Here is a 3,374-nt window from a genome sequence, read left to right on the forward strand (position 1 = left end):
ATGAAGTTGGCAGTGATCTACGCCGAACAATCTGGAAGCAGTTTGAACAGAAAGGAATCACCATTCCGTTCCCACAACGTCAGGTGTATCCAATGGAATGGCCACCAAACCTTCAACAAAGTCTGCACTCAGCTGGAGGCGGAGGTGTAATACCTCAAGGCATACAACCAGAACTGACGGGCAGCGACGAAAAACCCAACAGCGAGGCCTAACCCAAGCCAGAGCATGGGGGCGTTAGCCCGCCCCAGCACGACTTCAGCCGGAACAGTCGTCAGAAATGCCACTGGAATCACCAAGGTGAAGAGCAAACGCAAGGGCGCTGGATAGGCTGCTACGGGATAGCGACCAGATGCCAACACAGCCCGCAAAACCTCAGTGGCATTCCAGGTTTTCACAAACCAAATGCTGGTCGCGGCAATTAAAAACCAGAGTGAATACAGGATTAACCCACCAGCGAAGAGCATCACCAACACCACCGCAATGCCGAGAGGTGTCAAAGCAGCACCAGCCTGATGCCCGCCCCAAATCACCAATAACAAGCCAAGAACAATCTCCGGCAAACCTGCTGGTGAGATGGTCCGCAATGACAACCAGAACTGACTATCAATCGGCTTCAGCAGTACAAAATCAAGCGTTCCTTCACGCACATGGGTCACGATCGAAGACAGGTTGGGGCGTAACCAGGTGCTGGCAACCCCATCGAGAACCGTATAAAAACCCTGAACAATCAAGGCTTCGTGCCAGCTCCACCCACCCAACTCACGGCCTGGTCCAAAAAAGAGAGAGAGCATGAACAGGCTGCCTAGCAAGCTCAAGCCAACCGCAATCAACTCAATCACAACATTGAATTGATACTCCAACTGTGAGGCCACGGCTGTTCCCCAAAATCGCCGGAGACTTTTGAAGTAACGCCCCATTCAGGCCCCCATCGCGCTGTACCGCCGAACCCCAGCGCGCCAAAGCAGAAGCACAAGCGGCAAAAGCAGCGCAATCCAGGCGAACTGGATTGCAAATCCAGCCAACAAGTCAACAGGTTGTTCCGCTAAAACACGCGCCGGAAAGTCAATCAGATAGGGGAAGGGCGTCCACTGAGCCAACGCACGAACGAGGGGTGGAAAAGCGGTGAGAGGAGCAAGCAGACCAGACAAGAAAAGGAAGGGAATGAACAACAACCTCTCCAGAGCACTGGCCTTTTCACTCCAAAAGCAAAGGGAAGCAATCAGGCTTTGCAACAAAAAAGCAATCGAGAAGGCCATCCATGTGGCCAACCAAGCCAGAACAAAATGACCCAAGGATGGCAACCAGAAGGCCTTGGGCTGAATCAGAAAGAAAATCGCGGTGATGGCCGCAGCAAAAGGCAAACGCGTGAGCTGCTCGCCAAGATGACTTGCGACATATCGCCAGAGCGGATGGAGTGGCTGAAGAAGATATGGAGACAATCTGCCAGTGAGAGCATCCTCTTCAAAGTCGTAAACCATCCAAACAACAGAAAACTGTCGCACCAAAAAGGCACTCAAAAAATAACGATCAAGGCCTACACCATCCATCCCCAACACACCGCGAGCATCACTGCCATTCCAAAGGATGAGCATGATAAACGGGAGAACACCCGAAAGAGCCCACAGGGCGATTTCGGCTCGATATTCCAACATATGAGCGTATTCCGTGCCCAATAAAACTCTAATAATCTTGCGATTCAATCCAAAAATCCGCATCAAACACCTCCCTGGCGAAACAGATCACCGATCAGCTGGTCAATCGGGGGATCATTCACCTCCAGATCACGCACGTCAAAGCGTTCCAAAAGTTGTGCCACAACGGCAGTGAGCTGATCAGGCTGTACTCGCAAGTTCACCTCGCAGTCGCGACAACTGTCGAGCCTGCCAAGGCCAGAAAATGCCTCAGCCCCAACGGGAGCAGCAAGTTCGAGGCGAACATGGCGCTCGGGCGCAAGCCGACTTGCCAAGCGATCAAGCGGTCCATCGTGGAACAAATGCCCCTGATGAATCAACAACACACGCGGACATAAGGCCGTGATATCTGCCATGTAATGACTCGTGAGCAGCACAGTGGCACCAGTCCTTTGGTTGTAATCCGACAAAAACTTCCGAACCCGGGCTTGCGCATTCACATCCAAGCCAAGGGTGGGCTCATCAAGGAACAACACCTCAGGCTGATGAAGCAAAGCCGCGAGCAGCTCGGCTTTCATGCGCTGGCCTAACGACAACTTACGAACAGGACGGGTGAGCTCCTCTCCCAACTCCAACAAATCCGACAGCTCGGCAATCCGGCGATTGGCATCCCGATCGTTAATGCCGTACACCGCAGCATTCACCCTCAAGGAATCCATCGGTGGCAGATCCCACAGCAACTGCTGCTTCTGCCCCATCACCAACGTGATCCGGCGCAAAAAGTCTGGATGACGCTTTTGCGGTTGATGACCTGCAACGACCACCTGGCCCGCACTGGGATTGATCAAGCCACACAACATTTTCAAGGTGGTGGTTTTGCCCGCGCCATTGGCACCAAGAAATCCCACCATCTCCCCAGGTTCAATGACAAAGGAAACGTCTCGTACCGCGGACACATCGCGATAACGACGATTCACAAAATGCTGGAGGGTGCCAGCCAGGCCAGGCTGCTTATCAGCAACCCGATAGATCTTGCTCAGCTGTTCAACCGTGATCAGTGAAGATGAAGGGTTCAGGGATCACACCAGACTCTGAGAGAAGAGTAGAAGCTTCAAACCTATATGCGCAAAATCTGAAGTTGATTCCAGTCAAGATGGAATCTGCACAAATCAACTCAAGCATTGCAAACAAAGCTGATTGATAAAGACTGCACACTCATGCGCTGAACTAAACTCCCGTCTACAATGATAAGCATCATCAAATACGATTAGCCAATCCTGCACAGAATCCCTAGCATGCCAACAAGAGCTGGATTAATCAACACCATCACAACCGCAACAATGATGTTGCCGCTCTTGCTTTCGGGCTGCTCATCAGCCAACAAGCCAGCCAGCACCCTCTATATTGCCTACCCAATTCCAGACAAAGAATTCACACAAACCTCTAAAGAACGCGCGGAAAAGCGAATTAGCCTTTTCACTCAGCTATTCCTCAAAACAAATCCGAACACGCGTGTTGTGACAGTTGCCTACAGAGAGAATTTAATGAAGAATCAGATCAGCGAAGACAGCAAACTCAACCTTGGACCAGACCTAGTTCTAGGAACTGATTATGCACTGCGAAATCTTTATCAAGACTCACTATTAAGCTCCTTTCCCAACAGTCCACAGTGGACACAACAGTACGACGAGGTCATCAAAAACCTCTCCTTCGTTGACGACAAACTTCTCTTCGCTCCCTTCG

Annotated in this window: 4 protein-coding genes and 1 pseudogene; 2 read left to right on the forward strand and 3 right to left on the reverse strand. The window is 51.3% G+C overall.

Annotated features, from left to right (window positions below):
- A pseudogene (locus tag NCN04_RS09730) lies at positions 1–212 on the forward strand (mechanosensitive ion channel family protein); the annotation flags it as partial.
- On the opposite strand, the gene NCN04_RS09735 reads toward NCN04_RS09730, so the two are convergent.
- From NCN04_RS09735 to NCN04_RS09745, 3 genes are read right to left on the reverse strand one after another with little or no spacing between them, the layout of a single operon-like run.
- The gene (locus NCN04_RS09735; RefSeq protein WP_250395963.1) at positions 129–917 is read right to left on the reverse strand and encodes an ABC transporter permease; all 789 of its coding nucleotides are present in this window, start codon (positions 915–917) and stop codon (positions 129–131) included. The pseudogene NCN04_RS09730 and the gene NCN04_RS09735 sit on opposite strands and share 84 nt — an antisense overlap.
- Positions 918–1,715: an ABC transporter permease gene (locus NCN04_RS09740; protein WP_250395964.1), complete on the reverse strand. Its 798-nt coding sequence runs from the start codon at positions 1,713–1,715 to the stop codon at positions 918–920.
- Positions 1,715–2,689, reverse strand: coding sequence for an ABC transporter ATP-binding protein (locus tag NCN04_RS09745; RefSeq protein ID WP_250395966.1), 975 nt, complete (start codon positions 2,687–2,689; stop codon positions 1,715–1,717). Before NCN04_RS09745 ends, NCN04_RS09740 begins: the two co-directional genes overlap by 1 nt.
- Before the next feature lie 237 nt (positions 2,690–2,926).
- Between NCN04_RS09745 and NCN04_RS09750 the strand changes: the two genes are divergently transcribed.
- Positions 2,927–3,374, forward strand: a 448-nt coding sequence (locus NCN04_RS09750; RefSeq protein WP_250395965.1) for a hypothetical protein, incomplete at its 3' end; no start/stop codon positions are given.

This window comes from Synechococcus sp. MU1655 (genome assembly GCF_023630655.1).
Taxonomy (GTDB): domain Bacteria; phylum Cyanobacteriota; class Cyanobacteriia; order PCC-6307; family Cyanobiaceae; genus Synechococcus_C.

Excerpts from the sequence above, each read along its gene's own strand:
- NCN04_RS09735 (WP_250395963.1), bottom strand. The coding sequence starts at position 917 with ATGGGGCGTTACTTCAAAAGTCTCCGGCGATTTTGGGGAACAGCCGTG.
- NCN04_RS09740 (WP_250395964.1), bottom strand. The coding sequence starts at position 1,715 with ATGCGGATTTTTGGATTGAATCGCAAGATTATTAGAGTTTTATTGGGC.